Source organism: Paenibacillus brasilensis (genome assembly GCF_009363115.1).
Lineage (GTDB): Bacteria > Bacillota > Bacilli > Paenibacillales > Paenibacillaceae > Paenibacillus > Paenibacillus brasilensis.
In genome coordinates this window covers 4,778,271-4,803,982 of record NZ_CP045298.1, presented here as the reverse complement: position 1 = coordinate 4,803,982, position 25,712 = coordinate 4,778,271, and the positions used below count along the sequence as shown (strand labels likewise).

The following is a 25,712-nucleotide window of genomic DNA, read 5'->3' as shown; positions in this document are numbered from 1 at the left end:
ATAGAGATGTCACATAAGCCCAAAATAATTTGTGCACGAGAATGGCAAATAAAAAAAATCGCTCTTGAGTATGGGAGAGGAAAATCCCTAGCTCTAGAAGCGATTTTTATTTTGTAATGTTACATTTCATGGAGTAACAGTTCTAACCTTGGCAGCTAAATATACTCCATTGGCCTTGACCAGTCCGGCTTCTCTTAAAAAATGCTGCACGATCTCCAAATGATACTTTATACGTACCTTCTTGGGTAGACTCCAGCATGTTTCCACCGTGACCGCGCGTGCGCCTAAGATTCGGGCTGCTGCCGTACGGGAGGAGCCGGAAAGTTCGCGCAGCCGAATATTGAAATGTTGGTCTTGCAGCTTGATGGAACGATTCATTAGCTTTATAACCCTACGAACAGCAGGGACCGCCGGATTGCCGCTATTGGAAATTATCGTCTGGCCGAGTACCTTGTTGTCCTTTTGAGACAGTCCGTTGGCCTCATGCAGGTCCAAATACCACTCGGGTTGATGCTTCTGTGCCAACTCGAATACAGCAGCGGAAAGTCGATTGGATGCCGCCTGCTTTTTTTTGCGTGGAAAGGTTCGATTGAGATCGGGTACGCCCCTGATTCGTTTGCGATAAGCTTCTTGATTCACAATAGGCACGATGATAAGCTTGCCCTGGCTGATGTGCAGCTTCTGCTGATTCAACAGCTCCACCAGCTTCTCAGCCGCGCGAATGCTTGCGATTTCCTTGCCGTGGATGCCCGCGACCACCATCACATGCGGACCTCCCTGCTCCCCTGTGGCTATATAATAAGGAGTAGCCCAAGAATAACCCTTTCCAAGCATATACTGTTTGACCTGCATCCCTTTCACCTCCGCTTAGGCAATCCCTGGCTTTTCTTCTGGCCTTGCCGACGGATGATTTCACGGTATAGCCTTACATATTTATCGGTCATCTGTTTGTTGGTAAATCTTTGTGTGACATACTGGCGAAGTTTGGCTGGTGACGGGTATTTTTTTTGCTTCACTTTTCGTGCCATTTGGTCAACCGATTTGCAAATTAGCTGTGGAAAGCCCGACAGCACCTCGGGAACGGAGCCATTTTTTAAAGCGAGTACGGGTGTTCCACATGCCATCGCCTCTACCATCACAAGTCCGAAAGGCTCTTCCCACAGTGTCGGAAACAACAGACATTCAGCATGCTTTAGCAACTTCTGCTTCTGTTCCCCTCCCACCGCCCCTACATAGCGGATTTTGGGATTGTGCTGAATTCGCTTTTGAATCTCTTGGCGAAAAAATATCGGGGCTTTGATAGGTCCGGCAATAAGCAGTCTTTTTCCTGTTTGTTCTGCAACCTGAATGGCTTGCAATACACCTTTATCTCGTATAATTCTGCCCATGAACAGCAAATAGCCGTGCTTCTCGCTGCTGAACTCGTATTCATGTGTGTTGATACCGTTATAGACATAAAATCCTTTGCCATCGCCCATAAGCTGGCGCGCCCGCTTACTTACAAATACTGGATTTTCACCATATCTCTTCACTGGAAGATGAACTGTGCATATCGACGGACAAGGCAGCTTCCTGCGTCCCACAGCAGTGCGAAAGGTATGATCGTGAATGATTTGTGTGCCGGGAGGCATGTGCTGAAGAACGTACTGGTGGATCTGATCGTGCTTCATACCCTTAGGATAGGTAATCAGTCGCGCACTGCTCCTACTCCCACGGGCGGCAAACAAAGATACATGATGTCCTCGTCTTACCAGTTCCTCCGTCAATTCATACACGACCTTTTCCGTTCCACCCTTGATGGAAGGGACCGGTTGTGCATTGGGATAGTTGGAAATGACCTGAACAATGCTTAGACGTTGACCTTTGGGCATTTTAATCTGTTTTGAAGCCATATGAATCCTCCTTCCTGACCGGAAAAGCGGTGTGATCTTTACGATATGAACGGGAACCTAAGCTTGTTCCCGTACAAGTTATTAACTCTAGTATATAGGTATGTATATTTTGCGTGCTTGCTTGTGCGAATCGTCTGCAAGTCGCTTTTTGTCATACGGACCCAGTGATAAGGGGGAAATGCACGTTCTGTCAATCAAAATTTCAGGTGAAAATTCTCATCGTTTTCTAATAAATGAGGAAAAAGCGTTGGGGTAACAGGATTGTAACCTTGAGTGGTAAATTCCGGATATTATATTTGTGTTATTGTCATCTCAGGACATCACGACAAGATACAAAATACGAAATAACGGAGGAATGTTTAAATGAAACACACTTCAAAAAAATTATGGATGGGAATTTGCTTTACAATGACTTTGGCCTTCGGCGCAGGAAGCTTTATCGTTGGACCAGACACTACTCATGCCGCTTCTGTCAGCACAGCTGATCGGATTATTTCTACAGGTTCCCAGTTTATGGGTGTACGCTATCAACATGGAGCACCCGCAGGCAACACAAGCTCTTTTGATTGCTCTTCATTTACTCAATATGTATTTGGACAAAATGGAGTCAAGCTCCCGCGTTCGTCCAGAGAGCAATCGACCGTCGGTACTTTTGTACCACGTAGTCAGCTGCAAAAAGGCGATTTGGTCTTTTTCTATGCGCCAATTCACCATGTAGCCATTTATATGGGAGACGGCAAGATTCTACACACATTTGGTAAAGGTGGCGTAACGATCACGGATCTTAATTCAGGCTGGTGGAATTCCCATTACACTACAGCTCGTCGTGTCCTCTAGGACAAGCATAGATAAGAGTCCATTTCATTATGTCCACTTATAAATATCAACACAAAGGGCTGTTCCGCGAGTAGATATGTCTACCGGAGGGACAGCCCTTCCTGTTGTCTTCGAGGCAATGTGACGGTCACCTGTGTTCCTTCTCCTTCTACGCTTTCCATACATATCGTACCTTGATGTGCGTCTGTAATCGCCTTGGCAATGGGCAGCCCAAGCCCGGTTCCTCCGGTTTTACGATGCCTGGAGCTATCTACACGATAAAATCGTTCAAAGACTCGCTTGATCTCGCTCTCTGGTATCCCGATTCCATAATCCTTGACCTGGATGTGCACATCTTTTTCATCTGTAGACAACCGGATATCAATTGGATCTGAGCTGTACTTTAGAGCATTATCGAGCAAGATAAGCAGCAGCTGCTTGATTTTTGCAAGGCTGGCATCAAGCCAGATTTCTTTTTCATCTGTAAAAATAGTAATCTGACGATCATGTACAGGCTTGAGATGTGCAACCACCTGTTGACAGCACCCGATCAGCTCTATTCGCTCATACGGCTCCGAGTCTTTCTGCTGTGAGGAAGCCAAAGTCAGTAATTGCTGTGTCATCGTTCGCATTCGCTGAGTTTCTTCATAGATTGATTCAATGGATTCCTTATGAATATCCTCATCACGTGTGCCCCACCGTCGCAGCATATTAGCATAGCCCTCAATGATCATTAATGTCGTATTCAGCTCATGCGAAGCATCTGATACGAATTGTTGCTGGCTCTGAAAGCTCTCTTCCAATCTGTCCATCATTCGATTAAAGGTTGCGGTCATTTGGGACAATTCATCTTGATTGTGGGTGCGAGCAGGGATTTTTTTAAATTTAAGGCTTCTTTCAATTTCCTGCATCGTCTGAATACTGCTCGAAATAGGTAGCAATATGGCATTTGCTAAAATCGTGCTACCTACAAGACTAAGTAACATGGCTCCTGTAGTCGAGGTGATGAGGATCGTATTTAAAATATTAAGATTATTTTCGAGCGCATCCCATTTTTCCACGATCTCCAGCGTTCCCTCTTGATTTCCTTCAGCAGAAAGCATCGGAAGATGAATTACCAGGATCTTATGACCCTGTACCTCTGTCAGCTGTGAGCTTTGAGAAGTGTTAAAACGTAAGTTACCCAGCTTGAAGCGGGACTGACGACTTACTTCATACAAAAGGCGGGATTGCTGGTCAAAAACCCTCAAAATTGTGTCTCCTGCAAGCTCATCCTTCAACTCAGGTCCCCATGCATTTTTTAGAATCATCTTGGAACCGGTCTCGGTAATGATATCAGTCCACTTATTTTGCAGCACTTCTCTTTCATTGCGAGTGGCGATTTTGACAAACAACAGATGAACGGTAACGTCAACAAACAGGAGAATGGTCATCACTAGAATTGAGCTGAGCAGTGTAATTTTGGTCCGCAGCTTCAACGGTCTTCCTCCCTGATACAATATCCTACGCCACGTACGGTTTTAATCAGCTTTTTTTTGTAGCCATGATCCACCTTTTTACGAACGTATCGGATATACACATCGACTACATTCGTATCCCCCACAAAATCAAACCCCCACACATCCTGAATCAGTTGATTGCGCTGCAATACTTGATTTTTATGCTCCATGAGGTAGTGAAGCAGATCAAATTCTTTGGGCGTAAGCTCGATTCGCTTCCCTTCCCGCATTACAGAGCGTGTTTTGGATTCAAGCACCAGGCTATCGACCTGAAGACACGGGAGCTTCTCCCCTTCTTGTGAAGGAGTGGCTTTAGGCTCCAATTGATGCCTCATACTGGCCCGCATCCGCGCTAATAGCTCCTCGATTTCAAAAGGCTTCGTAATATAATCATTCGCACCTTCATCCAGACCGGAGACCTTATCAGTCGTTCTGTTACGTGCAGTGACCATAATAATGGGCGTATGATTGTCCACTTTTCGAAACTGCTTCAACACCTCGACTCCGTTAAGCTCCGGCAGCATCACATCCAAAATGATGATATCCCATGTCTGTGCCAAAGCCTTTTCCAATCCTTCTTTGCCCGTCTGCGCAATTTCAACTGCATATCCTTCGTGGGATAATTCCAATTGGAGTAATCTGGATATTTTTTCTTCGTCATCAATGACCAGTACCGATTTTTTCACCGCAAAACCACCTATTTTTTATAGAAAAACAAATTGAGGAATGGGAAAGACATGCATTTTTTATTTGATTTTAAGCTTTTATTCGTTGAGACCCTCTATAATGTAATTTTGTAATTCATTTTTTGATGTTAAGGAGTAATTTATTCATGTTAATTAATGTAGACTATGCTTTATTTCACTGGATCAATGAACTGGCTAATCACCTTTCCTTTTTAAATGGAATCATGCGTTTCTTGGCTCAATATGCACCTTATTTGTTTGGAGTGGCTTTGCTGATTTACTGGTTCTCCTTTAAAATGCCACATCGGATGATGGTTATAGAAGCTGTTGTCACTATTAGCATTGGCTTTGCAATCAGTTGGGGCCTGGGGCATTTGTTTTACAGGGATCGTCCTTTCGTCGGACATGCTGTTATCCAGCTTATTCACCACGAGGCTAACGCTTCATTTCCGAGTAATCATGCCCTTGGAGCTTTTGCTCTGGCCGCAATTTTGTGGCTTCATCGTCAAAAATATCGCGTGCTTTGGGTTTTCCTGGCGATTCTCATTGCTGTATCTCGAGTCTGGACCGGTGTACATTATCCTTCGGATATATTGGCAGGTGCGGTCATTGGGGCAGGGTGCGCTGTCGGCATTCATACATTCATACGGCGTCGGAAGCTTCCTGGTATCTTCATACAGGCGGCTATTATTTTTTATGAAAATGGGGAGAAAAAACTGGGGCTCAAGCCTGCTGTACAGGCCAGGACTCACATCACTGGTCCCACTTCCTCTGCCCAAATAAAAAGCAGGCGCTAATGCGTCTGCTTTTTTACAGCTTTATGGGTCTGTCACCGGTTATGCTTTCGATTTAGAGCGAAGTGGCGGCTTTCGTTCTTCATAACGCTGATAAAACCAAATACAGGCCGCCAACCAGCAGGCACTCATAAAATAACCGCCCAGAACATCGCTTGGATAATGCACGCCTAAATAAATACGGCTTGTCTCGATCGCTACAATCAGTAGGCTGCTGAGCGCGGTCAGCAGGATGCGTCCCAGCCTGGAAGGAATATGCTTCCACACTATAAAGGCCAGTGCCGTATACATACTGAAAGCAGTCATGGAATGTCCACTTGGAAAGCTATATCCATTCGCCTCAATAATACGGTTAATTTCGGGACGCGCACGGTGAAAGAGCAGCTTTAGCACCGTATTCAGCAGCACCGAACCCAGCACAGCAATTACTAAAAACAACAGTTCTCTACGGTGTCCCAATACTCTGTTCAGCACAAACATGGCGATTAAAATAATGATTATAATCGGAATCCCGCTACCGATTATGGTGAAAAACTTCATTATATGAGTCATTGCTGGGGACTCCAGCTGTTGAATATCCGTTATGATCATGTAGTCAAAATGCCGCACCTGATGGTCGCTGACCCATAATGCGATTAAAGCAAAGCCAAGTGCACATACCATACATGTAAGCAGGGCTATAGAGATGGGTAGCTTTGCTGGTGCTTGTTTCATGTCTTGTTGGCCCTCCGTGATGTTCGTTTACTGTTCTTACACTTCTTTAATATTTTCACCCAAAGAATCAGCTTTTATATACATGATTTCGGGCTCTATACCCACAGTCTCTGCCGCTTCAATCACATTTTGCGTGGCAATCTCCAAATAGGGGCATTGATGAGTTCGGAAGATGGTTAAGCCTTCACGAAAACGCTCCAGCCGCTGCGCCCAGTTATTTGGAAAATAAGGATCAGAGTGATTGCTGTTCAGCTTATAAACATACAACTGAAAGGAAAAAGGTGCGTTCTCCACATGCTGAAACCCGTTCTTTAGAAAAATATCGGGACCAGGCGCCCACGATGTATCAGTGTTAGTAACCACTGCGACCCCCTTTTTACCCAACCTGACAGCGTCCTCGATGCAACGTTGAATAAGTTTGGAGCCTAGCCCTAATCTGGTCACACCCATCCATAAGCAATGAATCAGAAGATATCCGTCGGCATGAACTGCCCTCCATGCCTGTTCACCCAACGCATACTCAATAAATCCTGCTGGTTTATTGTCTTTTCTTATCTGTATGTAAGTCAAACCTTGGGAAAATTCATTTTCTGTCCAATTCAGCTTTTGTATATAGCCTGGTGCTTTTTGCATACTTCTCATGCAATAGCAGCCGTCCTCCCTGATTTGATTTTCATACCATTCAATGGACATGGTTGAATTCTCCATATGTCCTCTCCCAACGTTAAAAATTAACTTTATCCAATAAGGATTTCATAATGACTAAAATAATGCAAGCGAATTGTGCACAATAGCATAGAACCCTCCACTCGTGTTATAGGAAGGATCAGCATAAAAAAAGCCACTCAAGCCTTATTAACGGCTCGAATGGCATCCTGTCATTACACAAGACATACTGGAACGCAATGAAGATGTTAAACACTCATTATCTTCTTTTAGGTCGGTGTGACTTTTCCAAGCTTAGCCTTAGTCTCTACTTCCTCCGTTGGATAACGTTTACGGAACCATAAGGACTGGAGCAGCAAAAAGGTGCCGCTGACTGTCCAGTATAGTGGCATGGCTGCAGGGGCGTTGAAGGAAAAGACCGCCATCATAATGGGTGAAAGATATCCCATGATGGCAAATTGCTTGCGCTGGTCAGCCGTCATTTGAAGCTGAGAAAGCTTGGCCTGTGCCAAGTAAACGACTGCGACGATCACTGCCAAAATCCAGTCCGGCCGTCCGAGCCGGAACCATAGGAAGGAGTGAGAGGCCAGCTCCGGGGTTAACCGGATCGCAGTGTACATGCCACTCAATATCGGGAGCTGAATGAGAATAGGCAAACAGCCGATATTGAGCGGATTGAACTGATGCTCTTTGTAAAGTGCCATCATTTCCTGCTGCATACTTTGCTGGCTGGCAGCATCTTTCTTATTTTCGTACTTTTTCTTAATTCGGTCCAAGTCGGGCTGCATGGCGCTCATCTTGCGCTTCATCCCCTGTTGAGCACGTGTTTGACGCATCATTAGCGGCAGTAACGCCAGACGGACAATTAACGTCAATGTCATGATGGCCAGTCCAAAGCTTCCACCAAACCATTGCGCCAATTGCTGGATGAGCCAAGAAAGCGGGAATACTACATAATGATTAAAAAATCCGGGTGTCTGTGCATTAATCTCTCCAGCAGTCGCACCGCATCCAGATAACAGCATGACCACCGCCAATGATACCATCATTCCTAATATCCGTTCTTTTTTACCCCAAAAGGTGAATCCCTTGAAACGTTTCATATGTTCCTCCTCGTTGATTGGCTGTACTATCGTTCAACGAGGGGAAACAATCTGACGTGTCTTCATCCGGCGCTTCCTTGCGCCGAATATGGCGTGCCAGTCGGACAGGCATGTCCTGTCCACGGGCAGATATCGGCATCAGTGAAGAAGCATGCGACCGCACAGCCCCGCCTTCTACCCAGCATTCGGGTACACTGCCGTGCAAATGAGTGAGATACGCATAGGTTACGGTACACAGCAAGCCGATTGTAAATAAATAGGGGAGCAGGTCCTGAAGCTCAAACAAGGGATTCACCTCCTTCGGTTCGTTGCTACGATTATAGCACGAAACCGGGTCAACGACTAATCTTTAATTAGAGATACAGCCTGGTTCACAAGCAACTGGTTTTAGTGTCTGGACTCAAGAAAAACTAAAATGTAAACATATCATGAAACTTTTGGCTTTATTTACAGTCTAATCAAAAAGGAATTTCATGTAAAACCTTACTCCACTACTAACTATTAAAGGAGCAAGCACGTATGAGAAAAACGATACATTACTCATTGTTAACAGGATTGGCGGTAGCCATCATTGGACTGCCTCTGATCAGCGGCAGGTTCGCTGAAAAAGCAAGTGCAGAGCAATCTGTCGTCTCGATGAGCAACGGAGCTTATAGCAGCTCAATCCAAGCACCTGTGATCAAGCCTTCCTGGTCTTTTCCCGTTATCCCAATCGATAGAAATCAGTATTCAGAGCAGGCGGTTGCAGTAGCGGAAAACGGTAAGGTATTCGCAATTGATTCGAACCACAGACTGGTTGCCCTAGAGGGCAGCTCGGGCCGGAAATTGTGGCAATATGGTGATCAGCTTACCCCTGTTTTGATTCATAGCAATGGCACCATCTACGGAATGGCACAGAACGGCTCCATCTATGCCGTTACAGAATCAGGCAAGAAAGTATGGACCACTTCGTTAGGATTTACGAAGGCAGGTAACATTTATCGAATCGGCTCTACAGTATACATTACACAGTCGGAGCAAACGGCTGCTGTCGATGCTGCCAGCGGCAAACTCAAATGGAAGATCAGTGAGGATAAGGACTCATACCATGGTCTGAACAACCTGATGGAGACTGATGGTGTCCTTATCCGCAATTATAACGTACAGGGCAGCCTGACCTTTGAACAGATCAATGCCTATGACGCTAAAACCGGCAAAAAGCTTTGGGACAGCTTCAGAACTTCCTTTCCACTGGCCGTTAAAGACGGGGTGGTCTACTCTCTTGCCAATACGGTTATGATTGATGATGACCCGGTAAATCGCAAAGTTACGATAGCCCAGTACGACCTCAAGACAGGTGAATCCAAAGGAGATCGTCAGTACCGATGGACCGAAGCTGAAAATAAAGATGGCACTTTCCAATCTGGAGGCATATATGGTTCTGCTTTTCTGCACGGTAAAGACCTTTATGTCTTTCAGGGAAAGGCACTGGCTTCCTATGACTTCTGGAACTACAAAGCAGACAGCAAACCTGCTCGCAAGTGGTCGCAGGAAGGCTATGAACAACTTTTTCCTTTATCGTCCATTTATGAAGGTCGCATGTTTTATCAAGATTTTAGAACAGGCGGACTGATTGCCATGAAGCTGGCCTCCGGGCAATTCATCCATTACGATTACGGTGATAATCCGACCGTTCAAGCTGACGTGTTTGGCAAAGGTGTTTACGTCGGACAATCAGATGGCGTATTTCACGGCTATGACCTGATGACCTTGAAGCCCGTGTTTACTGTCAACACAGGCTCACGCTCCTTCGGTCCAACGCTCAAATCCGGTGGGATGATATTTATTCAAAGCGGCAACCGTTTGCTTGCCGTCAAGCTCCCTGCTTCTCTAAAATAAGTCCACAGATTTCAAGAAGGAATCTCGCTGGAACGGCAAAAGTTTAACGAATAGCCAGCATGCGATTCAGCGCCAGTACAGCCTCCTGTCTGACCTGATCATCCACACGAATCACACCCACAGGCTCTCCTCGATCAATCTGCTCCATTGACCACAGCAGATGTGGAAGATCAATCCGGTTCATGGTCAGACAAGGGCACATATCAGGATTGAGCGATTCGATCTGCTGTTCAGGGTACTGCTGCTTGATTCGTTGCACGAGATTCATCTCTGTGCCAACGGCCCATCGGGTCCCCGGCTCTGCCGCACGGATCGTATCAATGATGAATTTTGTGGATCCCGCGCAATCTGCGAGCTGTACGACCTCATAAGAGCATTCGGGATGAACGATGACCCGGATGTTCTTGTCACGCTCACGGACGTTGCGAATATGATCTATCGTAAACTTTTCATGTACAGAGCAATGCCCTTTCCATAAAATAATTTTCACGGTTGCAGGGTCCCGTTCAGTCTCCAGTTGATCTGTCATCGGATTCCATACGGCCATTTCATCCAGTGGAATTCCAAGATCGTAGGCTGTATTGCGACCCAAATGCTGATCCGGTAAAAACAAAATGCGTTCCTTTTGCTTCAGCGCCCATTCCAGCACTTGCTTGGCATTCGAAGAAGTCACGGTAGCCCCGCCATGCCGTCCTACAAAGGCTTTGATCTCCGCTGTGGAATTCACATAGGTTAACGGAATCATCGTGTCTCCAACAAGCTCCTGCAAATGCTTCCAGGCCCGTTCGGTTTGCTCCATATTCGCCATATCTGCCATCGAACAGCCTGCGCGCATATCCGGCAGCACGACCGTTTGTCGGTCGGCAGTCAGCATATCCGCCGTTTCAGCCATAAAATGAACTCCGCAAAACACAATAAACTCTGCTTCCTGATTTTGTGCGGCCATTTGGGCAAGCTGTAGAGAATCTCCTGTTATATCAGCGAACTGAATGACTTCATCCTTCTGATAGTGATGGCCCGGTATGAGCAGCTTTGGACCCCATTTTTGCTTCAGCTCTGCGACACGATGCTCCATGTCTGCAACAATCAGTGTCTTATAGTGCTCCGGCATCAGCCCTCGATTTCCCTGTAAAACGTCAAGTATAGACATCCCAATCCCTCCATTATCTTTGCGGCTGTCTGTCTCTGCTTTTATTAACAGATAACCGTCGTGCTCCTGCTATTTACAAGTGTCTTGACACTTATATTTACACATGCCTACAATAATCTCAAGGATTTTTGTAATGGAATTATTTTTAAACAGGGAGGATTGGCTGTGATTTATCTGGACTATGCCGCTTCTACACCAATGTGTGACGAAGCTTTGAATATGTATAACGAAGTAAATAAAAAAATGTTCGGAAATTCCAGCAGCCTCCATGATGCAGGCGGCCAAGCAGCTTATGTGCTCGATTACAGCAGACAGCGGATGGCGGATATGATTGGCGGGCAAAAGGAAGGCGTTTATTTTACAGCAGGAGGAACGGAATCCAATATGTTGGTTGTGCAGTCAATTCTGAACGGATTGCCAGAGCACAAAAAACATTGGATTATGAGCGCACTGGAGCATCATTCTATGTACAATCTTGCCATTTTGCTGGAGAGTCAGGGCTATGAGCTGACGATTGTACAGCCGGACAAGAATGGACAAATAACCGTCGAGGCTCTCTTGCCTCATCTCAGAGAAACCACGGGTCTCGTATCCGTGCAGCACGCCAATTCGGAAACTGGACTGATTCAGGATCTTGCCGCCTTGTCTCCCCTACTGCGAGAACGTGGTATTTTGCTGCACAGCGATGCGGTACAGACCTTTGGAAACATTCCTGTTGATGTAGCTGCCTTGGGAGTGGACGCCCTCTCCATATCAAGCCATAAAGTGTACGGCCCGAAAGGTGTCGGTGCTGCATATCTCAAGCCGGGGACCCCGTGGCGTCCCGTGTACCCCGACACACTGCATGAGAACGGATTCCGTCCCGGAACGGTTAATGTTCCCGGTATTGCAGCGTTTGTCGCAGCAGCAGAAATGATGACTGAACAAATGGAGCTGCATCAGCAGCGGTATGCTATGTTAAGGCAATATTTTATTAGCCAAGTTCAAAAAGAATCCATTCCGTTGCGTTTGGTCATACAGGAAAGCGGCACAGAAACTGCGCTCAGCCATATCGTGGGATGTTTTTTTCACGGTTATGAGGGACAATATGTTATGCTGGAGTGTAACCGCAGCGGTGTCTGCATATCTACCGGCAGCGCATGTGCCGCTGGACACCACGAGCCTTCGCCTGCGCTCCAAGCGCTTGGAGCCTCTGATCGTGAAGCATTACAATTTATCCGTATTTCTTTCGGAAGGACGACTACAATCGAGGATCTGGATGTACTGGCAGGTATTTTGGCAGATTTGACGCATCGACAAGAAAGGAGCTTATCTCATTGACTGAATCTTCAAAATGGTCAGGAACGGATCGCCGCAAGCAGCTGCTGCAGTGGCTCAAGAACGAATCTCCGCTGACCGGGAGCGAGCTGGCACGAAGAGCCTCCGTCTCCAGACAAGTAGTTGTACAGGATATTTCCCTGTTAAAAGCAAGCCAAGAGCCTATTTTGGCAACGAGCCAAGGATACATTTACATGGAGCCTGCGGGGCAGGCTGCTCCCATAGCCTCACGTATTATCGTGTGCAATCACCGACCTGAACAGACAGAAGAGGAATTAAAGCTCATTGTGGACTATGGTGTAAGTGTGCAGGATGTTATTGTGGAGCATCCGGTATATGGCGATCTGACGGCTCCGATACGGGTCGGAAATCGCAGGGAAGTGGAGGATTTTATCCGTAAAATCAACTCCACCCAGGCCACTTATTTGTCCCAGCTGACCGGCGGCATTCATCTTCATACCTTGCATGCCTCGGATGAAGCTAAAATTAATGATGCCTGTGCTGCATTGGAGCAAGCCGGCTTTCTGATGACGGACTAGCTCATTATCACTACTGCAACTATAACGAGCATTTTGTCCAGCATATGGAGCGCAGACAATGCTCCGTAAGGCTGGTATGCAAGCAGCGAGAAAATAAAAAATCCCGGCTCCCTTATCAAGGGAATCGGGAATGAACTACGTGAGCTTAATTTCGAGCAGCTCATATTTAATGACAGCCATGGGTGCATCTACGTGAATGATACTTCCCACTTCTTTTCCCAAAAGCGCCTTGCCTAAAGGGCTCTCATAGGAAATTTTATTATCCAGAACGTCTGCCTCAGCAGGACTTACAATTTTGTACTCCATCTTCTCCGAAAATTCGATATCATTGAGAATGACGGTTGAACCGATACTAACGGTTCCAAGGTCCAGATTACTTTCATCCACCAACCGAGCTTTGGTCAACATTTTCTCCAATACCATGATTCGCGTTTCCATGAACGCCTGATCGTCCTTGGCGGAGTGATACTCACTATTTTCCTTCAGGTCCCCGTAGCTGATTGCGAGCTTGAGACGTTCAGCCAGTTCCTTGCGTTTTACGGTCTTTAGTTCCTTAAGCTCATCCTCCAGCTTGGCTAATCCCTCTTTGGTTAACAATACTTCTTCGTTTGACATATATTATTCACAACTCCTAATTAGCTCACTTTATTGTAGTTTACTCTAAATTGAACCAACATGCGAAAAGAAATTACAAAGTGATAAGAGTCCGGGGTACTCAGTCAGGGTTATTCTTACAGTAACCGATACTTTCTTTTCGCATATTATATGAATATAACGGCAATTTGAATGAGCACACGCAGTTCCGTTGTCCTTATCCTGCAATGGCATAAAAGACGGGCAAGGGCAACTATGGCGGGAGGAAGATTCAATGACTTCCTTAGGAAAGAATGGAAACCGTAATCGTAATCAAAAATACAAATCATCCCCTAACCCCAAGGGACAAAAGAAAAACGGATTAAACAGTAACTCGGCTATCTTCTCCGCCCTGCATGGAAAAAATGTGGAGATTATTGTAGCAGCCCTGCTATTAACAGGAAGGCTACACGTCGATTCCGTTACTTTATACAGACAAGCAACTCTGCTTGTGGGATTAACGGGAAAATACAAAACATTAGCAGCAGACCCTTCCAATGTCGATAACATGGTGAAATTTTTAAATGATAACGGGAATATGACGCTAGATCAAGTGATACAAGCCTTTCAAAAGAAAATGGGAAAATAAAATGCCGATTGCGAAAGGGGTAATTTACGGTGAATGAGCTTGCGGCAAGTGAGTTTGATGGAGAGCATTTTGCAGAGGCTATCATTATCACAATTCTGATTGTTTTATTTTTCTTTGGCTCCACCAATATAGATAATCTCTCGGCTCAACCAACCCAATCTTAAATGGGCCGTTCCCCTTTCCCGTTTTTTTGTAATGACCAATATTCGGGATGGGGCACCGATAGACAAGCATACGGAGCGACAGCCTAGAAAAAAATAAAAAAGGAGCATCTATTGACTCATGTTAAGACAATAGATGCTCTTACGATTTAGCGATCCTTCACTTCGACGTTTATGGTCTGGCTGGAAATTTGACCTGAGCCATTGATCAGCTCCGCCCGATACTCATATGTGCCTGGCTTTCGAGCTTGAATGTCGGTGGCTGCGCTTTGAGCCTGCGGAGTTTGGCTCGGCAGCTCTTGCGTGTCGATCAGCTCACCATTTTCATATAAATTGTATTTTGTCGCATTCGTGCCCCACCACATGTTCATGGAAATCGTATAGTTGCCATCACCGTCCCAGTTGTCATGAGACAGCACCGGCAGGCCGGGTGAAGCATCTGTCACTTTGACGACTAGCGGAGCACTGGTCGCTTTGCCGTAAGCGTTGATCAGCTCAGCAGTATACGTGTAGGTACCATTGGCCTTCCCTGTTACTGGAATGACTGCACTTTGTGCTCCAGGGGAAGCAGCTTGCAAAGGTAGAGTCCCGATCAGCTCACCGTTTTCGTACAGCTTGAGTTCATCACCGTTCGTGCCCCACCACAGATTCATAGTGATATGATAATTACCATCCTTCAGGCCATTATCCTGCCCGTTATCATCTGAAAGTACAGGTTTGCCTGGCACTTCACCAGCTGCAGCTTTTCCGACGATAACCGTCACAGGATTGGATACGACGGTTTTGCCCTGGAGCGTGACGCTCGCTGTAATCTCGGCACTCCCCTCTTTTGCTGCTCGAAGCTCTCCGTAAGTATCCAGCGTGACAGTCTCATGACTGCTTGTATACTGAACAGAAGCTTTACTTAAATCAGCTTCGCTGCCATCTGTCAACGTACCTTTAAGAGATGCAGTTGCGGTATCTCCTACATTGAGGTTCTGGTGGTCCAGCGAAAGCTATACTTGTTGAATCAGATATCCTCCGTACACAATGACCAAAATAATCGGTGTTGCCAGCATCATCACACCTACCGGAGTAATGGATGCATAGCGCTTTTCCAGCCCCAGGCCGCGTCTGACGACCTCCTCCATAATCACCATATACTTCTTCAACAGCACGGCCTGCATATTGAATGCCTTGACGATAGGAATTCCTCCGATCGCATCCTGTCCGACCGCGTTCAAATGGGCCATTTTCTCCTGAAGCTGCTCGGAATATTTTTCAATCGGTCTGCTCATCAGTGATGTGATGATCATTCCTACAGGCATAAGCGCTAGACTGGCCAAAACCAGCTTCCAGCTTGTCATTAAAAGCAACGTTAAGGATGCCGTAAACACAAGTGGTAAATAAAACAGATTGGCAAACTGCTCGATAAAAAAATTCTGTAACAGCGCTGTATTGTTCGTAAGACGGGATACCAAATCTCCGGTAAATTTCCTCTCTACACGGGAAACCGGTAAATCGCAAAACTTATGTACGAGGTCGCCTCTCAGGTCACGTAGAGCGCTAACGCTAAATCGCGCTGAAGCGTACCTCATCACAAACTTACAGGGCATTCCAATGAGGGTCATACCAACAACCAGATAGATCATGTTTTCGGTGGACGAAAAGGTTCCCTCTGCCATTTGCTCGATGGCCTTACCCAAAATAATGTCAATGGCTGCCAAACATAAGGAGGCGAGCACTGTTATGAAAACCCATAGATTGTACGGTCTTACATAACATGCGAGTCTCCGAAAAGCAGAATTTGATCGAAACAAGGACATCCCTCTTTTTCGTTGCTCACACTTTCGCAGTGCGAACTTTTTTAAGATGCAATGGACATGGTGAGATAAACTCTGGCTCTGGATGTATGAATGCTTGCATGGAATGAAATCGTTCTTGAATTATGCTGAGAGTTGCATCTTGGTGGTAGGTTAATTATTGATTGGTTGCCGAGATGTTAATAACGTAGTGTATCGTGATGTGTGGGTCATTTAACTCTGCCTGAATCGTGGTTGTAGGGTATTGGTGCTGTATGATGCATGAGCTGCGGCAGCGTGGTTCAGGGCTGAGGGTGCGGACAAAATATTCACGACTGCGCTGATAACTTCCTGCTCTTGTTCATGAATGAAAAAGTGATTGCCCTCGAATATTTGCACATCTATGGGCAGTGTGGTGTGCTGCTGCCAGGCATGCAGTGAATCGGTGGTCACCTCGTAATCCTTCATGCCGCCAAAGATGGTCATCGGGCAAGCCAACGGATTCCCAGGCTGATAAGCATACGTTTCACATGCTTTAAAGTCCGCACGCAGACGAGGCATAATAATTTGCATTAACTCTGCATTTTGCAAGACTTCTTCAGGTGTTCCCTGCATTAAACGAAGCTCTTCGGTGAAAGGCTCATCTGCTAAATCATGAAGTTGTTTTTTGGAATACGGAAGATGTGGTGCGGATTTACCGGACGCGATGATGTGGATAGGCAATCTTCCGGTTTTGCTGTACAACTGCCGTGCTGTTTCAAATGCAATCAGTGCTCCCATACTGTGTCCGAAAAAAGCAAAAGGCTTATGTACGTAGGAAGCCATAGCAGGAAGCAGCGAGTGTACAATGTCCTGAATGGTGTCCATTGGGGCTTCTGTTGAACGGCTTTCACGTCCCGGGAGCTGTACTGGTAAAACCGTAATGTCGGGCGCAAGTCTAGACTTCCATGGACCAAATATGGAAGCGCCACCACCGGCATAAGGGAAGCAAAATAGTTGGAGCTTCTCAGCCGGATGGACCGCGGTTTTCGCAAACCAAGATTGTGACCGAGTCGTCATATGAATTCCTCCATCCTCTATGCAGTTCAGGATTTTACAGTAAATCCTTATATCGCTTTTTTTCTTCCAACACTTTCTAGCTGTTTTTAAATATACAAACTTTAAAACCGCTTGGCATGGGACAAAAGGGCTAAATTGATTGAATTCATAAAAATAAAATATAATCCAGATTATTCTATTTATTTTCAGTCTTTAAAAACAACAATTTCACTTTTTGGATGATTTGCCTGCTAATCATGATCTGTTAATTTGATTCAAAGCGAGCTTTCAGATTTTCATGGATTTTGTAAAATCAAAATTATTATGATTTGCAATAAAGCTCCAAAGCCTTGTGCTACAACAATTTTACCTTTACATGCCATTAACATAAATGTAACAAATTCATCCTGATATCATCCGACAAATTCCGCCTTTTTCCGCAACAGCCTTTAACATCCTATTTTATGGGATTTAATTTCATCAAGCTCACATCAATCCAAATTAATAACTCTTTAATTTTTTAATAAATCATGCTATTTTATAGTTCTATAGAACTATTTTGAGATGAATTTTTTTGGCTCTCCGTCTAAAAATTTCATCTGAAATTGAATTTTTCTCTTCTAAAACTATGAATTTTCTTTTCAAACTTTAATAGAAACCTTTTATCTTCCTTCAAAAGTGTCAATTTTCAGGAAATTTATAACTTTTGTTATAAACTTTCTGCAATCGGTAAACAAACCGGAAACGCCAAACAGCAAGTCTCCAAGTAGTGTGAGACTTGCTGTTTTTTAAGCCTATGATGAGTTTGTCTTGCATTTAGCTGTGAAGACTTAAGAGGATGCAGCCGCAGCGAGCGTACCGGACGCATCAGTAGTATGGTGAATACTACGCACGAAGCGAATCGTTTTTGTTTCCGAGTGCATCACGACCGAGTGAGTTTCCGCCCTGTGGCCAGGGAGTGAACGAACCCCCTGCAACCACTCGCCAGGTGTCACGCCAGTAGCCACAAACATCACACCTTGACGTCCAACCATATCAGCCATGGATAGCAGTGCCCCTGGATCCGTGATCCCCATACGTTTGCAACGCTCAATTTCTTCTTCGCCATGAGGCAGCAGACGGCCCTGTATTTCTCCGCCCATGCATTTCAGTGCTGCCGCGGCCAATACACCCTCGGGAGCGCCGCCGGAGCCGATATGCAAATCTACGCCACTATCCAGGCAAGTTTCAATCGCCCCCATCACATCTCCGTGACCAAGCAGCTTGATTCGAACGCCGCTTTCCCGCAGAAGCTTGATGATTCCAGCGTGCCGTGTACGGTCCAGAATGGATACCGTAAGATCGGGTAAAGACTTGCCCAGTATCCGTGCAGCTTTTGACAATGTAGCCGGGATCGGATCATCAAGAGACAGCTTTCCAGCCAAGTCCGGGCCAACAGCCATTTTTTGCATGTACATATCTGGAGCGTGGAGCAAACCTCCACGAGGTGCAGCAGCAATGACCGAGAGAGCATTGTTCAAACCATTTGCCACTGTTTCGGTTCCCTCCAGCGGGTCGACAGCGATATCTATAGCCGGTCCTCTGCGATTGCCTACTCTTTCCCCGATGTACAGCATGGGAGCCTCATCCATTTCTCCTTCGCCAATGACGACCGTACCATCCATGGATACCGCATTAAAATGGGTGCGGATGGCTACCGTAGCTGCCTCGTCTGCGCTATTCTTATCTCCACGTCCTGTCCATTGCGCCGATTGCAGCGCTGCCGCCTCTGTTACGCGAACGAATTCCAATGCCAATTGACTCTCCATACTATCCCTCCACCTCTCCTATATCATTGTTATCCCATGGCAAATCATTATTTTAAAGTAGCTTCGTGTTGCCATTTATCTATTTGTCTATTTATCTATTTTTATATAATCTCCTATATCCTACGGCCGATCTTTTCTTTAGAGCAGTTTTTACTGCTATTTATCTATTCACTCCGGTATCCTGTAGCTCATATTTTCTCTATAAGAATTACTACGCTACTGCAACATTCTAATAATCAGACCTGCTGTTTCTTCAATCGCTTTATCCGTGACATCAATAACCGGGCAACTCAGTTCCTTGAACAAAGACTGCGCATAAGCAATCTCGTCCTCCACCCGCGCCGATGTGGCATACTGCACATTGTTGGGAAGCCCCATAACCTTTAGTCGCTCACTGCGTATTTTTAGCAGCAGCTCCGGCTGGATCGTCAGCCCGAACACCCGACCGTGCTGCACATCCTTCAACTGTGCGGGTGGCGTTAGCTCCGGTACAATCGGAATGTTGACTGTCTTATAACCTTTGTGTGCCAGAAACATCGATAAAGGGGTTTTGGAAATACGGGATACCCCGAGCAATACAATATCTGCTTTGAGAATGGCGCTGACATCTTTGCCATCATCGTATTGAACCGCAAAATCCAAGGCTTCCACACGGCGAAAATAGTTGTCGTCCATCCGATGCAGCAGACCGGGTTTCTCCTTCGGATCATTATGAAACGTGTCTGCAAATGCCTGCATCATCGGCCCCATAATATCCACAGCCCGTACATTCAGCCGAACAGCCTCCTCTTTCATCGCCTCTCTCAATTCTGGCTGAACCAGCGTATAAGCAACAAAACCTCTCCGCTCGGCGACCTCCTCCATCACCCGGCTCAACTCGTCTTCATCCCTTACATTCATAAATCTTTTGATCTCTGTGTCCGGTAGCTCAAATTGGCGCATGGTCGCCTGGACGACAGCTTCCGCCGTCTCACCAATCGAGTCTGAACAGATCGCTATAAAATGACTGCTCGCCTGAACCATTCGATTCCTCCCATTAATCTTCTGCTACCATATCGAGCAACATTTTAATAATATTCGTTTTCGTAATGCGTCCCACAACTTTCCAGTGTTCCCCTGGTTTGTCGGAGTCAGAAGGGACGACGACGGGTAAGCTGTCGATTTGACGGGCAATAATTTTGCGGGCTGCCTCCAGAACGGTGTCCTCCGGGGAAACCGTGACGACATTCGCCTGACGGGTCATTACGAGACTGACAGGAATGGTCGCCGCATTCGGATTGCCTAACGTAACCTTGAGCAAATCCTTGCGGGAAGCTACACCCGCCAAATCCCCATCTTCATCGGTGACGATCAAATTGCTCACATTTTCCAAAAAAAGTGCCACCACAGCTTCCTGAATCGTTGTTGTTTCTCGTACGATAACCGGAACCCCGTGAAGATCGCCAACCTTCATTTGCATGAGCCGGAATTTTTCCTCCCGGTTCGGCGTACCCCGCTTTCCGACAAAATAGCCAACCTTGGGCTTTGCATCTATGTAATCCAGAATACCCAGCTTGGATAGGTCGGTCCGAATGGTCGCCTTGCTGAGATTAAGCATTTCCGCAATCTGATCACCGGTAATCGGGGCATGCTTTTGTACTATATTTAAAATTTCCAGTTGTCTTTCCGTAAGATCGATGATGAACGCCCCTCCTTTTTTTCTTGTCATCTGATATTGAATATAATACGTCATATATATTTATAAATCAACCTTTAAAAGTATATAAAACATCACATATATAAAAATAAGGCAGTTATTCATGGTCTTTTATCGTTTAAAACGCTTATTCAACACGGAAAAGCGGATACTTTCACCATACTCTTGCGAGTAATGGGAAGTATCCGCTCCCTTATTCGTATCTTAAAGCATCAATCGGACGCAGCTTGGACGCCTTCCGCGCCGGATAGACTCCGAACAACACACCGACTCCCATGCAGCACAGAAAAGAGTACAGCACCGGCTCCATCGAATACACAATCGGCATTTGGACGAATTTTTCGAGCAGCTTTGCGCCCCCAAGACCCGCCATAACGCCAACCAATCCACCCATTAGACTGAGAAAAACGGACTCAGCCAGAAACTGCAGCATGATATCACTGCGCTGCGCACCAATCGCCTTGCGAATCCCAATTTCCCTCGTCCGTTCCGTAACAGACACCAGCATAATATTCATAATGCCGACACCGCCGACGCCAAGCGCAATCGCAGCCACACCGATCAACAGCATATTCATAACCTTGTCCACACCTGAAACCGTTTCAAGAATGTCCGTTTGGGTCGTAATCTGAAAATCATCCCCCTCGGAAGGCTTCAGCTCATGCCGTATACGCAACGTCTGCCTGATTTCATTACGCGCCTGGTCAATCTTATCCTCTGTTGTCGCAGAAGCGTTGACCTGCTGAATGCTCATATTCCCCAGCCGTTCCATCCCCGTCGTAATCGGTATATACACCTGCTGCGAACTATTGCTCATATTGGAGTTGGAATTTGTTAGTACCCCGACCACCTTAAAAGGGAGCTGCTTGATCATGATCGTCTCACCAACTGCCTTGGATGTATCCGGTCCAAAAATATTTCGGGCCGCGTCGCTCCCCAGCACCACAACATTTAACCGTTTATCCACTTCATAATGAGTAAACGACCTGCCCTGAGCGAGCGACAGCTTTCTCACATGAACGAATGCCAGCGAAGTCCCCTCAATTTGCCCGCTGACCTTATTGCGACTCCACGTAATATCCGCATTGGTCATGGCACTTGGCGCTACCTCTGCTACCGATTTTTGCTGTTCCAGTGCTTCAATATCCTCAAGTGAAATTCCTTTGGTCTGAGTAAAGGACATAGAGCTGGAGCCATCATACGGAGCATAAGGATAAATCATAAGCAGGTTATTTCCCATACTGTTAATCTGCGACGTAATCGTTGCGGTAGAGCCTTTTCCGATAGCTACAATCGTAATTACGGCAGCCACTCCAATAATAATTCCCAACATGGTCAGCAAGGAACGCAGCATATTGGTTCGCAAACTATTAAGCGATACCCGGATAATTTCCCGAAATTTCATGCTCTCACTTCCTCCGCCGCCATTGTTCGTTTCCCAACAGGCTCATCCTCTTCAATCCGCCCATCACGAAAATGAATCAGACGCTTGGCGTATTCTGCCACCTCCTGATCATGCGTAACCAGTACAACCGTCTTCCCCTGATCGTTTAGACGCTGAAAAATCCCCATAATTTCAACGCTGGTTTTGGAGTCCAATGCGCCTGTCGGTTCGTCCGCTAAAAGAATAACCGGATTGTTCACAAGCGCGCGCGCAATGGATACCCGTTGCTGCTGACCGCCTGACAATTCGTTGGGCCTGTTGTTCATCCGATCGCCTAATCCCACGCTAGTGAGGGCCTCCATTGCCCGCAAACGCCGTTCCTTGGCAGGAACACCCGCATAGATCATAGGCAGCTCCACGTTCTCCAAAGCCGTTGCGCGCGGGAGTAAATGAAATTTCTGAAATACAAATCCGATTTTCTGATTGCGTATAATAGCCAGTTCATCCTCACGGGCATCCAATATCGAATAACCGTCCAAGTAAAATTGCCCCGATGTGGGCAAATCCAGACAGCCGATGACATTCATCATCGTTGATTTTCCTGATCCAGACGGTCCCATGATGGCAACAAAATCACCGTCAGCAATGTCGAGCTGCACATCACGCAGGGCATGAATTTCCTGATCCCCGACCTGATACACCTTTTTCAGATTTCCAATTTGAATAACGTATCTCATAGCCTATTAAAATCCTCCCTGCATGCCACCCATGTTGGAAGGGTTTGGAGGTGCTTCAGGAGCTGGTATGACAATCGTGTCACCCTCCTTTACACCCGATTTCAATTCAACCCGGTCTGGCGTGTAAAATCCGAGCTCTACGGGCTTGAACGTGCGCGTCCCTGGATTTGCAGGATTCGCAGCAAGATAGACGCCGTCCTGTCCCCCTTCGGATCTCAGCGCAGTTGCAGGTACGAACAGTACATTTTTGTGCACTCCCAATATAACGGCCACATTCATAATCATACCTGTTTTAAGCTTCCCTTTCGGGTCATGAACGGACAGCTCCATCAGATACGTCGTCATCCCTTCATCTGTAGATGCTTCCGGTGAGACAAACTGCACCTTCCCCGGAAACGATTCGCCCGGATATGCATTGGTAGATAACACCGCCGAAAGGCCTTTTTTCACTTTGACAATGTCGGTTTGACTAACCTTCACAACCACCTTAAGATCGTTGGAATCCGAGTTATTCATGACAATAAATGGAGCCGTCGGACTGGTTCCGACATCCCCGTTCACCTTCAAGATCACTCCGTCCCACGGTGCCGTGACCTGAAGCTTGTTAAGTTCATTTTTTTTCTGCTCCAGCTCAGTCGCCAGTCTTCGAACCTCTATCCGCGAGGCTTGAATATTGGAAGCATCAGCCGGAACCTGAGTTTTGCGTAGCTCAGCCTTTGCCGAACGGTAGCCGATTTCAGCCTCTGAGAGGGCGCGACGCTTTTGCGACATGATTTTGCGGAACTGTAGATCCAGACCATCATAGTCTGTCTGTGCTTTATTTAGCGCTTGCTCTGCCTGCTCCAATTCACTGTTGGACACCGCCCCGGCATCATGTAAAAACTTTTGATCATCGTATGCCTTCTGTGCCTGCTCCAGTTGCTTTTGGGAAGCTTTCTTCTGACTTTCAGCTTCTTCCAGCTCAAATGATTCCTTGGCTGTATCGACAGCCATTTTGGCCCGAAGTACGTTTGTCTCCTGTATTTCAATATCCTCCGCCTTTGGCCCTTTCTCCAATTCAGCCAACTTGGATTTGGATATCTCCAAGCTATCAGACGCACTCTGGATCTGCATTTTAATTTCAGAGCTGTCCAGAAGCGCTAACACCTGTCCTTTTTTCACCTTATCCCCGGCTTTTACGTGTACTGCTGCCAGCTTATTTTCACCTGCGCTCGTGAAGTTCAGCTTTACTTCCTTGGACGCTTGCACTGTACCGGACGTATCCAGCTTCTCGCTCACATCCCCGCGCTCCACTTTAAGTGTCTCGTCCTGAACCATTGGGGCGGCCTGCTCCTTGGGCAGATTCAGATAAACAGCCGTTCCGCCCCCGCCTACAACCAACAGAACAATTGCAGTCCAGATCCACTTCTTTCTCCGTTTTCTCCGTAACTTGATTAATGCATCGTTTAAAACCGTTTCTGCCAACGCCGTTTCCTCCCTATGTGCTCCATGGCTTGTTCAACGTATACTCATTCTGATTCAACTCAATCGCCAGTTCTTCCATTTGCCGTTCAATTTGGTCTACCTTCAACTGGCTATTTTTCAGCTCCAACTCAATAATTAAGCCTCTGGCCCACTTTTTGCGTGCCAGCTCCAGTCCCTCTTTGGCCGTACGCAGACTTTCTTCCAGTTGTACGTATTTTTTTTGGTTTTCCTTGACCGTGGCATAAAGATTGCGGAGCGATTCGGCAAAATCCTTTTGTCCCTTGTCCAGCTCGTCTTTAGCTGTATCGATATCCAACTTGGCCAGATCATAAGCACTGGCGCCGCTGTTAAAGTCAAAATATCTTACATTGAGTTCCGAAGTCTTGATGTTGTCTTCCAGCTTCCATAAATTCGGATTCATATCCATCAGCTGTTGTATATGTATTTCTATATCCAGTTTCTTCGGTTCCTTGTACACAGGCCGATCCACTAACTCATAGACTGTTCCGTTAGGCTGACCCATGAGAAAATTCAGTGCATCCCGTGATTTTTGCAACGCTATCTTGCTCTGCTCTACGGTCTGCTGTGCCTGACTTCTAGCCTGCACGCTCTCGTTTTTCGCATACTCAGACAGCTTCCCGCGAGCAAATTTGGCGAGTGCAATCTGTTCCTCCGCTTTTGCAATTTCAAGCGCTTCCAGATCATTTTTCACCTGATTCTCTGCTACAAACACGCTCTGGTAGCTTTTCATCACGTTAAAATAAATCTGATCTTTGGCGTACTGGGCTTGTTTTTTACTAGCTAGATAAGATAACGTCGACGAATTATAATTTCTCCAGGAAACGTCATCATCAACAAATTCACCGTCTATAAAATCGACGAATGGATTTCCCAGACTCTTTTCCGCATTCTTAAACTCGATTCTGCGACGCTCCACATCCCGCTCGGTGGTACGCGTGTTGTAGCTGTTGGTCTGTGCCCATTCCACTGCCTGCTTAAGTGTCAATGTTGGCAAAGCCTGGCCCGTTGCGGATGTTGTCTTGGATGTCACCTCAGAAGATGAAGCACCTGACGTACTTGCTGATGTATTTCCGGGCGCACTGTCGGCTTGGACAGTCGAGACCAGACCTGCTGATAAGGACAATACAAGCAGCGTGGCAGCCGCTTTTTGCTTCATAGATGGATTTCTCCCCTTTCTGTGCGTTATTCGCATCATTTCAATAGATTTCGACAGAAATTTCCACTCTCTATCGAAATCTATTGTACTTTCCTGTTTATGTAGGTACAAGGTGTAAAAACAATACATTTTTGTAACCTTTGCTTTAACGCCAGTCGTACCTAAGCCCCGCCGTGCACATGAAAATATC

Annotated in this window: 25 protein-coding genes and 2 pseudogenes; 7 read left to right on the top strand and 20 right to left on the bottom strand. The window is 46.3% G+C overall.

Going from position 1 to position 25,712, the window contains the following annotated elements:
• Window positions 1–126: 126 nt before the first annotated feature.
• Window positions 127–852: a succinylglutamate desuccinylase/aspartoacylase family protein gene (locus GCU48_RS22620; RefSeq protein ID WP_152381538.1), complete on the bottom strand. Its 726-nt coding sequence runs from the start codon at window positions 850–852 to the stop codon at window positions 127–129.
• Between the two features lie 5 nt (window positions 853–857).
• Entirely contained in the window at window positions 858–1,892 is a 1,035-nt protein-coding gene (locus GCU48_RS22615) for a glycosyltransferase family 4 protein (RefSeq protein WP_152381537.1), read from the bottom strand.
• A gap of 363 nt (window positions 1,893–2,255) precedes the next feature.
• Here GCU48_RS22615 and GCU48_RS22610 point away from each other — a divergent pair, with 363 nt between their 5' ends.
• Window positions 2,256–2,729, top strand: coding sequence for a C40 family peptidase (locus GCU48_RS22610; protein ID WP_025718301.1), 474 nt, complete (start codon window positions 2,256–2,258; stop codon window positions 2,727–2,729).
• An 80-nt stretch (window positions 2,730–2,809) separates the two neighbouring features.
• Here GCU48_RS22610 and GCU48_RS22605 read toward each other — a convergent pair whose 3' ends face one another.
• Together GCU48_RS22605 and GCU48_RS22600 are read right to left on the bottom strand one after the other, a co-directional pair.
• Window positions 2,810–4,186, bottom strand: a complete 1,377-nt coding sequence (locus tag GCU48_RS22605; RefSeq protein WP_152381536.1) for a sensor histidine kinase — start codon at window positions 4,184–4,186, stop codon at window positions 2,810–2,812.
• The gene (locus tag GCU48_RS22600) at window positions 4,183–4,893 is read right to left on the bottom strand and encodes a response regulator transcription factor (protein ID WP_152381535.1); all 711 of its coding nucleotides are present in this window, start codon (window positions 4,891–4,893) and stop codon (window positions 4,183–4,185) included. Before GCU48_RS22600 ends, GCU48_RS22605 begins: the two co-directional genes overlap by 4 nt.
• Window positions 4,894–5,039: 146 nt before the next feature.
• Here GCU48_RS22600 and GCU48_RS22595 point away from each other — a divergent pair, with 146 nt between their 5' ends.
• Complete coding sequence (locus GCU48_RS22595; protein ID WP_152381534.1) at window positions 5,040–5,690, top strand: undecaprenyl-diphosphatase; 651 nt, start codon at window positions 5,040–5,042, stop codon at window positions 5,688–5,690.
• Window positions 5,691–5,729: 39 nt separating this feature from the next.
• On the opposite strand, the gene GCU48_RS22590 is transcribed toward GCU48_RS22595, so the two are convergent.
• From GCU48_RS22590 to GCU48_RS22575, 4 genes are all read right to left on the bottom strand, one after another.
• Complete coding sequence (locus GCU48_RS22590) at window positions 5,730–6,401, bottom strand: phosphatase PAP2 family protein (protein WP_152381533.1); 672 nt, start codon at window positions 6,399–6,401, stop codon at window positions 5,730–5,732.
• A gap of 36 nt (window positions 6,402–6,437) precedes the next feature.
• On the bottom strand, window positions 6,438–7,109 hold the full coding sequence (locus tag GCU48_RS22585; RefSeq protein WP_244315851.1) for a GNAT family N-acetyltransferase: 672 nt from the start codon (window positions 7,107–7,109) through the stop codon (window positions 6,438–6,440).
• A gap of 227 nt (window positions 7,110–7,336) precedes the next feature.
• A complete protein-coding gene (yidC, locus tag GCU48_RS22580) occupies window positions 7,337–8,170 on the bottom strand; it encodes a membrane protein insertase YidC (RefSeq protein ID WP_152381532.1) in 834 nt (277 codons plus the stop codon).
• Window positions 8,136–8,465 carry a hypothetical protein gene (locus GCU48_RS22575; RefSeq protein ID WP_244315849.1) on the bottom strand — a complete coding sequence of 110 codons (330 nt, stop codon included), beginning with the start codon at window positions 8,463–8,465 and terminating at the stop codon, window positions 8,136–8,138. The genes yidC and GCU48_RS22575 overlap by 35 nt, the downstream gene beginning before the upstream one ends.
• 224 nt (window positions 8,466–8,689) lie before the next feature.
• Between GCU48_RS22575 and GCU48_RS22570 the strand changes: the two genes are divergently transcribed.
• Window positions 8,690–10,048: an outer membrane protein assembly factor BamB family protein gene (locus GCU48_RS22570; protein ID WP_152381531.1), complete on the top strand. Its 1,359-nt coding sequence runs from the start codon at window positions 8,690–8,692 to the stop codon at window positions 10,046–10,048.
• A gap of 43 nt (window positions 10,049–10,091) precedes the next feature.
• Here the strand turns inward: GCU48_RS22570 and nadA are convergent, their stop codons facing one another.
• Window positions 10,092–11,198, bottom strand: coding sequence for a quinolinate synthase NadA (gene nadA / locus GCU48_RS22565; protein WP_152381530.1), 1,107 nt, complete (start codon window positions 11,196–11,198; stop codon window positions 10,092–10,094).
• Between the two features lie 165 nt (window positions 11,199–11,363).
• Here nadA and GCU48_RS22560 point away from each other — a divergent pair, with 165 nt between their 5' ends.
• Both GCU48_RS22560 and GCU48_RS22555 read left to right on the top strand, forming a co-directional pair.
• Window positions 11,364–12,518: an IscS subfamily cysteine desulfurase gene (locus GCU48_RS22560; RefSeq protein WP_152381529.1), complete on the top strand. Its 1,155-nt coding sequence runs from the start codon at window positions 11,364–11,366 to the stop codon at window positions 12,516–12,518.
• Complete coding sequence (locus GCU48_RS22555) at window positions 12,515–13,054, top strand: transcription repressor NadR (protein WP_152381528.1); 540 nt, start codon at window positions 12,515–12,517, stop codon at window positions 13,052–13,054. The genes GCU48_RS22560 and GCU48_RS22555 overlap by 4 nt, the downstream gene beginning before the upstream one ends.
• Before the next feature lie 135 nt (window positions 13,055–13,189).
• On the opposite strand, the gene greA is transcribed toward GCU48_RS22555, so the two are convergent.
• Complete coding sequence (gene greA / locus GCU48_RS22550; RefSeq protein WP_025715884.1) at window positions 13,190–13,669, bottom strand: transcription elongation factor GreA; 480 nt, start codon at window positions 13,667–13,669, stop codon at window positions 13,190–13,192.
• Window positions 13,670–13,922: 253 nt separating this feature from the next.
• On the opposite strand from greA, the gene GCU48_RS22545 reads away from it, so the two are divergent.
• Complete coding sequence (locus tag GCU48_RS22545; protein ID WP_025715885.1) at window positions 13,923–14,276, top strand: hypothetical protein; 354 nt, start codon at window positions 13,923–13,925, stop codon at window positions 14,274–14,276.
• A 29-nt stretch (window positions 14,277–14,305) separates the two neighbouring features.
• The gene (locus GCU48_RS28675; RefSeq protein WP_269320816.1) at window positions 14,306–14,440 is read left to right on the top strand and encodes a hypothetical protein; all 135 of its coding nucleotides are present in this window, start codon (window positions 14,306–14,308) and stop codon (window positions 14,438–14,440) included.
• A 146-nt stretch (window positions 14,441–14,586) separates the two neighbouring features.
• Here GCU48_RS28675 and GCU48_RS29365 read toward each other — a convergent pair.
• From GCU48_RS29365 to GCU48_RS22500, 10 genes and pseudogenes are all read right to left on the bottom strand, one after another.
• Window positions 14,587–15,432, bottom strand: a pseudogene (locus GCU48_RS29365) (chitinase N-terminal domain-containing protein); the annotation flags it as partial.
• 6 nt (window positions 15,433–15,438) lie between these two features.
• Window positions 15,439–16,236, bottom strand: a pseudogene (locus GCU48_RS29360) (ABC transporter transmembrane domain-containing protein); the annotation flags it as partial.
• A gap of 216 nt (window positions 16,237–16,452) precedes the next feature.
• Entirely contained in the window at window positions 16,453–17,277 is an 825-nt protein-coding gene (locus tag GCU48_RS22535) for a thioesterase II family protein (protein WP_152381527.1), read from the bottom strand.
• Window positions 17,278–18,086: 809 nt separating this feature from the next.
• Entirely contained in the window at window positions 18,087–19,064 is a 978-nt protein-coding gene (gene glpX, locus GCU48_RS22530; RefSeq protein WP_152381526.1) for a class II fructose-bisphosphatase, read from the bottom strand.
• A gap of 216 nt (window positions 19,065–19,280) precedes the next feature.
• Window positions 19,281–20,087 carry a pyruvate, water dikinase regulatory protein gene (locus GCU48_RS22525; RefSeq protein WP_025717756.1) on the bottom strand — a complete coding sequence of 269 codons (807 nt, stop codon included), beginning with the start codon at window positions 20,085–20,087 and terminating at the stop codon, window positions 19,281–19,283.
• 13 nt (window positions 20,088–20,100) lie between these two features.
• Window positions 20,101–20,772 carry a helix-turn-helix transcriptional regulator gene (locus GCU48_RS22520; RefSeq protein ID WP_152382231.1) on the bottom strand — a complete coding sequence of 224 codons (672 nt, stop codon included), beginning with the start codon at window positions 20,770–20,772 and terminating at the stop codon, window positions 20,101–20,103.
• 181 nt (window positions 20,773–20,953) lie between these two features.
• Entirely contained in the window at window positions 20,954–22,165 is a 1,212-nt protein-coding gene (locus GCU48_RS22515) for an ABC transporter permease (RefSeq protein WP_152381525.1), read from the bottom strand.
• Window positions 22,162–22,881, bottom strand: coding sequence for an ABC transporter ATP-binding protein (locus tag GCU48_RS22510; protein ID WP_152381524.1), 720 nt, complete (start codon window positions 22,879–22,881; stop codon window positions 22,162–22,164). The genes GCU48_RS22515 and GCU48_RS22510 overlap by 4 nt, the downstream gene beginning before the upstream one ends.
• Window positions 22,882–22,887: 6 nt before the next feature.
• Window positions 22,888–24,345 (bottom strand): efflux RND transporter periplasmic adaptor subunit, encoded by a 1,458-nt coding sequence (locus tag GCU48_RS22505; RefSeq protein ID WP_025717760.1) that lies wholly within the window; start codon window positions 24,343–24,345, stop codon window positions 22,888–22,890.
• Window positions 24,346–24,358: 13 nt separating this feature from the next.
• Window positions 24,359–25,522: a TolC family protein gene (locus GCU48_RS22500; protein ID WP_152381523.1), complete on the bottom strand. Its 1,164-nt coding sequence runs from the start codon at window positions 25,520–25,522 to the stop codon at window positions 24,359–24,361.
• Window positions 25,523–25,712: the final 190 nt, after the last annotated feature.

What these genes read in the sequence shown, in the direction of transcription:
- GCU48_RS22620 (WP_152381538.1), bottom strand. Translation starts at nt 852, where the DNA reads ATGCAGGTCAAACAGTATATGCTTGGAAAGGGTTATTCTTGGGCTACT.
- GCU48_RS22615 (WP_152381537.1), bottom strand. Translation starts at nt 1,892, where the DNA reads ATGGCTTCAAAACAGATTAAAATGCCCAAAGGTCAACGTCTAAGCATT.
- GCU48_RS22610 (WP_025718301.1), top strand. Translation starts at nt 2,256, where the DNA reads ATGAAACACACTTCAAAAAAATTATGGATGGGAATTTGCTTTACAATG.
- GCU48_RS22595 (WP_152381534.1), top strand. Translation starts at nt 5,040, where the DNA reads ATGTTAATTAATGTAGACTATGCTTTATTTCACTGGATCAATGAACTG.
- GCU48_RS22590 (WP_152381533.1), bottom strand. Translation starts at nt 6,401, where the DNA reads ATGAAACAAGCACCAGCAAAGCTACCCATCTCTATAGCCCTGCTTACA.
- GCU48_RS22585 (WP_244315851.1), bottom strand. Translation starts at nt 7,109, where the DNA reads ATGGAGAATTCAACCATGTCCATTGAATGGTATGAAAATCAAATCAGG.
- yidC (WP_152381532.1), bottom strand. Translation starts at nt 8,170, where the DNA reads ATGAAACGTTTCAAGGGATTCACCTTTTGGGGTAAAAAAGAACGGATA.
- GCU48_RS22570 (WP_152381531.1), top strand. Translation starts at nt 8,690, where the DNA reads ATGAGAAAAACGATACATTACTCATTGTTAACAGGATTGGCGGTAGCC.
- nadA (WP_152381530.1), bottom strand. Translation starts at nt 11,198, where the DNA reads ATGTCTATACTTGACGTTTTACAGGGAAATCGAGGGCTGATGCCGGAG.
- greA (WP_025715884.1), bottom strand. Translation starts at nt 13,669, where the DNA reads ATGTCAAACGAAGAAGTATTGTTAACCAAAGAGGGATTAGCCAAGCTG.
- GCU48_RS22545 (WP_025715885.1), top strand. Translation starts at nt 13,923, where the DNA reads ATGACTTCCTTAGGAAAGAATGGAAACCGTAATCGTAATCAAAAATAC.
- GCU48_RS22535 (WP_152381527.1), bottom strand. Translation starts at nt 17,277, where the DNA reads ATGACGACTCGGTCACAATCTTGGTTTGCGAAAACCGCGGTCCATCCG.
- glpX (WP_152381526.1), bottom strand. Translation starts at nt 19,064, where the DNA reads ATGGAGAGTCAATTGGCATTGGAATTCGTTCGCGTAACAGAGGCGGCA.
- GCU48_RS22525 (WP_025717756.1), bottom strand. Translation starts at nt 20,087, where the DNA reads ATGGTTCAGGCGAGCAGTCATTTTATAGCGATCTGTTCAGACTCGATT.
- GCU48_RS22520 (WP_152382231.1), bottom strand. Translation starts at nt 20,772, where the DNA reads ATGACAAGAAAAAAAGGAGGGGCGTTCATCATCGATCTTACGGAAAGA.
- GCU48_RS22515 (WP_152381525.1), bottom strand. Translation starts at nt 22,165, where the DNA reads ATGAAATTTCGGGAAATTATCCGGGTATCGCTTAATAGTTTGCGAACC.
- GCU48_RS22510 (WP_152381524.1), bottom strand. Translation starts at nt 22,881, where the DNA reads ATGAGATACGTTATTCAAATTGGAAATCTGAAAAAGGTGTATCAGGTC.
- GCU48_RS22500 (WP_152381523.1), bottom strand. Translation starts at nt 25,522, where the DNA reads ATGAAGCAAAAAGCGGCTGCCACGCTGCTTGTATTGTCCTTATCAGCA.